Source organism: Myxococcus sp. CA039A (assembly GCF_013336645.1).
GTDB lineage: Bacteria > Myxococcota > Myxococcia > Myxococcales > Myxococcaceae > Myxococcus > Myxococcus llanfairpwllgwyngyllgogerychwyrndrobwllllantysiliogogogochensis.
The window spans coordinates 1-5,714 of record NZ_JABUMQ010000489.1; the positions used below are offsets into that span (position 1 = coordinate 1).

A 5,714-nucleotide genomic window follows, 5' to 3' on the forward strand; every position below is an offset into this window, starting at 1 on the left:
AAGAATCAACTTCGTCGGCTCCGTGTCCGTGACGAGCGCAGGGACGACATCCACTTCGGCTTCCTCGTCCTCGGCTGCTGCGTCATGCTCTTCCGAAGCCTCTATCCTCACATTTGATAGAGGCTCTTACTCCAGGAGACGGGGGAGAAGAAGAAGCTGTTATGGTCGATTGGTTCGCGGACTCGATCTGAATCGATGTTGAGGTGGGATAATCTGTCTTGATATTCGATATGCATTTCGTAGTTCCGAAGTTCCTTGAGAATTGCTAGTGTTTTGTTTGTTCGAATTCCTTGGGGTTCTGGTGCGCTCTGCCACGCGCTCAATAGACCGAGATCTTCAAGATCGTACTCAATCACTTCCGGAATGCTTGCGACGGCAGATAGCGAGGCCCAGCTCGTCCATTTGCGTGCCTCGATGCTGCCAATTAAGAAAGGTGGGTATTTGATGTCGAAAAAGACACTCGCCGCTCGGAACCGGTCGAGGGTTCGAGGTAGTCCTTTTACCTTTTCGGGCCATGTTGGCGGTGGTTTATTTTTCACGCAGCGTCTCCTGTGTGGAACTGTTGTGAAGCGGGTGGTGAACGCTATTGGAAGAACGGAAGAAGTCGCAAGGGGAGGTGGAGTTGCCCCCGGTCAAGTCGGGCATGGCCAGTGGGGTAAATTCGCGAGCCGGAACTCGCGCGGGGATCGCATCTTCAGGGCTTTGTGTTGGTGCACGGCGTTGTAGTCGTTGAACCAGCGCGGCAGCTGCTCAAGGACCACCTCGGCGCTGTTGAGGCGAGCCAGGTACACGTAGTCGCGCTTGAAGCTCTTCACGAGGGACTCGGCCATGCCGTTGCTCTCGGGCGAGCAGGCCGGCGTGGTGCGGATGCGCAGCCCTAGGCTGGCCCTGAATTCGCGCGTCTGGAGGGCCGTGTAGGCCAGCCTCTTGTCGGTGAGCCACTCAACCGGGTGCGGTGCCTGGCGGCAACCCGCGCCGAACCGGGCCTCGAGCGTCTCGGCCAGCAAATCGCGCACCAACTCGCCGGTGAGGCCCCGGTAGTGGCTGCAAAGCCATGGCCTCGCGGTCGCGGCAGTCCAGCGAGAAGGCCAGATGGACGCGCTCCCCGTTCCAGCAGCGAATCTCGAAGGCGTCCGAGCACCAGCGCAGGTTGCTCTTGAGGGTGGCCACCGTGCCCTCATGGGCACGTGTGGGCTTGCCGCTGTTGCGGGCCAGCAACAGCCCCGCGGCCTTCATCACCCGGTACACCCGCTTGGCGTTCACCCGAGGTTGCCCCTCGGAGACGAGCTGCCGGTTCACCAGAGCCGTGACGTGGCGGTAGCCGTAGCTGGCACGCTCGTCGGTGACGGCGCGAATCCTCGCCAGCAGAGCTTCGTCGGTGCGCTTGAAGTAGGATCCACGCGGCTTCTTGGGGGCCTCCGCGCCCGTCGACTCCGCCCGGAGCATGAGGTTGCTCCGGGAGATGTCCAGGGCCTCGGCCACCGCCTTCACCGGGTACCGCCCTTGGGCGGCAAGCCGGGCAGCGACGTCCGTTTTTTGAGGCGCGCCAGCTCCAACGCCTCCTTCAGAATCTCGTTTTCGAGCGTCTTCTTGCCCAGCAGGCGCTCCAACACTCGCACCTGGGCCTGCAGCGGCTTCACCTCGGACTCCGGCACTACCGCCGCGTCTGCACCCAGGCTGGACATCGGCCCTTTCTCCACCAGTCGCCACCAGTGGAACAACATGCTCGCCGACAGTCCATAGCGACGGGCTACCGAGGAGACGCCCTGCCCAGCCATCTCCGCTTCGGCCAGGAACCGGCGTTTCTCCTCGGCGCTGAACCGCCGACGGCGACCGGGGCGGACCGGCGGGATGACTTCTACTTCGAGTGTCTTCGTATCCATTCCAGGCTAGTCCTATGCGTTAGCGACCTGTCCGTTCGAAATGGGGGCTACACCACTGTGGCTGAAATACTGCGCTATGATGCAGGCCTACACGGACAAGACTCAGAAGCTTCTAACCAAGGGATGGACGGGGCCATACGGCAGCTACCGAACCTGAACGTTCATCGACTAACGTCGGCGCTCCGCGCATCACCGCCGCCGCTCCGGACTTGCCTCGATCAACCTACAAACGCCACCACATGTCCATCATACGCGATAACCATTACGTCCCGATCTGGTACCAGCGCGGCTTTCTCGAGACGGGTTGCACCCAGCTTGCGTATCGTGACCTTCGGCCGAAAGCCCATCAGATGCCAGATGGGAGTCTTAGGCCCGGCCGTTCCCGCTTCAAATCCTCGCTCAAGCAATGCTTTGTCCAGCGCGACTTATACACGACGGCGTTCGGCGACTTGCTGAACGACGAAATTGAACGGCGGCTTTTCGGCCAGATAGACACAGACGGCGCCCCGGCGATTAAGTCGCTCGTCGGGGAGGATCCGAGTGCTTGGCACAAGCACTTCGGGATGATATTCCGTTTCATCGACATCCAGAAGCTTCGGACGCCCAAGGGGCTCGACTGGCTGAAGATGAGCTACACCCGCCTCTCCCAGAACGAGTTGATGATGGAGATGCAGAGCATCCAGGCGATGCACTGCACGATCTGGACGGAGGGTGTGCGCGAGATCGTGTCGGCTGCGGATTCGGAGGTGAAGTTCATCATCAGCGACCACCCCGTTACCATCTACAACCACGGTGTGCCGCCGGAGGCCGACGGCTGCTGCTACCCGCGCGATCCATCGATTGCGCTCAAGGGCTCGCAGACCATCTACCCCCTCGATCGCGACCATTGCCTGATCCTCACCAACTTCGAATACGCGGAGGACAAGGACGCCGCGCCGCTTGAGAAGCGCACGTTCGCGCGGAACTTCCGCACCTCGCTCACGAGGACGGACACGTTCGCACGGACGCGCCGGCTTAGCGCGGATGATGTCCGCCGAATCAACCGCGTCATCAAGGCGCGTGCGCGCCGCTACGTCGCCGCCGGTCGCGAGGAGTGGCTGGACCCCGAGGTGGGCGACGTGACGCCATGGGATTCACTGAGGGACGTGCTCCGCCCCCCCAAAGAAGCCCTCTATCGCTTCGGCGGCGAACTCTTTGCCGGCTTCGAGGATGGGCGCGTCTACTACCAGGACGCGTTCGGCCGGACCGAGAAGGCGTCTGACTTCCTCAAGAAGCCTCCGCCGAAGGTCGCTTTGACCTCCCATGATGACTGCGGCTGCGGTTCAGGCATGTCATTCGGCACCTGCTGCCAGCCATTGCCGCAGCAGCTCCGGCCTACCTGGACTGAGATCGGGATTCGCGAGCGAAACCTCATTCTTTGTCGGGGCATTGAGGAGATACTTGGACTCGACAAGGGGCTAGACTGGCTGGGGGTTAGGCGCGCCCTGTCGGACGAACAGATCCGCGAGGTTCACAGCGTCTACCGGGCGCTGTGGCCGATCGAGACCGACATCCTGCAGCTCCTGCCGAAGCCCGACGGCCGACCCCGCGCGGTCTACACCGGGTTGCTGCATCCCATGGCTATCATGGAGTTTGCCCTTGGTTCGGCGCTCTACTTCGGTGAGCTCATTATCCAGAACCCGTTCCTCCACGCGGCGAACATGCGCCCAGAGTCCAGCCCGATCGAAAATCCCCGCAGCTATCATCAGGACTTCATCAAGACCGTGTTCCTGTTCCTGACGCTGATGCCTTTGGTTGAGGTGGGCTACGTCAATCTGATTCCCAATCCGACGGTGTTCGACATCCACCTGCAACAGCAGATGATGCTGATGGCGACGGCGCGGTCGGCCGGCATGCGGATTGCTCCGGTCGATGACAAACGCGCGAGGCGAGTGCTGGAACTGGACTCTCTCCGCAACATAATGTTGATACCGAAGGAAGGCCTCCGCGCGCAGCTGCGTGAGGTGTCGCCAGATCTGGACGCCCATGGCCTCGACGAAGCCATCGCCGACATCCGGCGGCGTCAGGAGCTCGCCCCCCTATCGGCGGTGCAGGAGGGATTGATGGAGGGGGGGGAAATGGGCGGTCAGCACAGCAGTACCAAGACGAGGCCAAACTTTGAGATGGCCCTCTACCTCGCCCAGGCCACGGGCGCCTCGATCATCACCGACTCGCCGCGTCGCTGGAAGGAGATCCAACTGGCCGTACAGCGCCAGGGTGGCCGCCAGTCCTCTGCGGTCGCTGACTTCGCCCGCGCTCTTGCTACGACGCCGCTTGGGTTCGTTAATGGGATCGGCGACTTCATGCGCGTCTCAAAGACGGGCGCATACGAAGGTTACGGACCTCTATTCCAAGACGTGTTCAACTATCTCTCCGAACTGGGCCATCGGGGCGCGAAGCCCGACTGGGATGCTCAGCTCGCTGGACGGCTGGAACGCCTCAATCGCGAGGCGCAGAGCCAGCTGAGGCAGACCGTCCCCTCCTTCACTCTGGGCATGGTGCGCGGTATATTCCCCACCCACGGCATCCAGGACAACAACGTCAACCGGCTGCTACTGATGTCCAGCTCCGAGCACCACCTGCACAGCGTGCCGATGGCATTCTTCATCGAGCCGGCGCCCGCCCAGAAGGCGTAGACGAGGCTGCGCAGCCCGAGGTCGTTCGGCATTTGAACGGACATGTCGAGAGGACCGGATAGGCATTGCTCATGGTAAGCGACTCAGTAGTCCGCCGATACACCGTCCTGCCGGTGCTCATCGACATGCTCGTCCGCGAGCAGAGCACCATCCGCGGCTTCGGCCACTAGGTGGACGCCAACGACCACAGCGCTCTAGCTCTACCAGCAGATACTGCCCTACGGCTTCGGCGGCGCGATGTGGCTCACGATGGCACCCGAGACCTGTCACCACCGGCAGATCTTCGCCCAAGGCAAGTTGGGTGTGTGCGTCGCCTTTGACCGGCGCGAGCTTGAGGCGCAACTCGCGAACCGCAACCACTTCATCGCCCGGCCGGTCGACTACGTCGAGCTCGAGGAGATCAGCACTGTCGACGCCAGCGACATCCACAGCCTGCCGTTTATCAAGCGCTTCGGCTTCCGTGATGAGCTCGAATACCGTCTACTCGGCTTTGCCGTCGAGCAGCAGCCGACCATGTCGATCCCGCTGCCCCCGGAACTCGTCCAGCGGGACAGCTTCAGTTCGTTCACGCATCCCAACATCGTGGCGAGCCTGAAGATCGCGCTCCGCACGCTTCCGCTTTGGCGGGATCTGAACGTCACCCGCTCCTTCCTCGGCGAACGAGACCTAAGCGGAAAACAGAGAGACATGTTCTTCTGGAAAATATAGAGCGGAGAAGCAGGGACTTTCGGAGGATTGTGTTAACCGCTGCCCCAATGGTTAACAGCACCTGTTAACCGCTCTCGGCTGCTCTCTCCCCAGATCGGACGAAAGAGAGCCCCAGAAAGCCCAATCCGCGGCCGAATGGATGGGCAATCGCGTTCTGAGCCGCAGAGCGTAGAGCGTGTTCTCTGAATCGTCGTAGGGTGAAAACCCTTGTAATTCAGGGGCTTAAGCACGAGTGCCTACCGCAATCCATCGCGCGACTCGTGTTAACCGAAACGGCCCTGCCAGTTTGCAGAGCCTTTCAATCAGCTCCCCAGGAGGGACTCGAACCCTCAACTTCGCGGTTAACAGCCGCGCGCTCTGCCATTGAGCTACCGGGGAATGTGCTGCGTGAAGAGAGAACCGGAGGCAGGAATTGCACCTGCACCTGCGGAGTCAGAATCCGCCATCC

Annotated in this window: 3 protein-coding genes, 1 tRNA gene and 1 pseudogene; 2 read left to right on the forward strand and 3 right to left on the reverse strand. The window is 61.4% G+C overall.

Annotated features, from left to right (window positions below; genetic code table 11):
• Positions 1-107: 107 nt before the first annotated feature.
• Complete coding sequence (locus tag HR086_RS44095; RefSeq protein WP_174468630.1) at positions 108-539, reverse strand: hypothetical protein; 432 nt, start codon at positions 537-539, stop codon at positions 108-110.
• Between the two features lie 93 nt (positions 540-632).
• A pseudogene (locus tag HR086_RS44100) lies at positions 633-1,883 on the reverse strand (IS3 family transposase).
• A 239-nt stretch (positions 1,884-2,122) separates the two neighbouring features.
• On the opposite strand from HR086_RS44100, the gene HR086_RS44105 reads away from it, so the two are divergent.
• The gene (locus HR086_RS44105) at positions 2,123-4,558 is read left to right on the forward strand and encodes a DUF4238 domain-containing protein (RefSeq protein WP_174468631.1); all 2,436 of its coding nucleotides are present in this window, start codon (positions 2,123-2,125) and stop codon (positions 4,556-4,558) included.
• A gap of 249 nt (positions 4,559-4,807) precedes the next feature.
• Complete coding sequence (locus HR086_RS44110; RefSeq protein WP_174468632.1) at positions 4,808-5,266, forward strand: hypothetical protein; 459 nt, start codon at positions 4,808-4,810, stop codon at positions 5,264-5,266.
• A 306-nt stretch (positions 5,267-5,572) separates the two neighbouring features.
• On the opposite strand, the gene HR086_RS44115 is transcribed toward HR086_RS44110, so the two are convergent.
• Positions 5,573-5,644: transfer RNA gene (locus tag HR086_RS44115), tRNA-Asn, on the reverse strand.
• Positions 5,645-5,714 lie beyond the last annotated feature (70 nt).

Bases quoted from the DNA above. Each gene is read 5' to 3' on its own strand.
- HR086_RS44105 (WP_174468631.1), top strand. From the start codon at position 2,123: ATGTCCATCATACGCGATAACCATTACGTCCCGATCTGGTACCAGCGC.
- HR086_RS44110 (WP_174468632.1), top strand. From the start codon at position 4,808: ATGGCACCCGAGACCTGTCACCACCGGCAGATCTTCGCCCAAGGCAAG.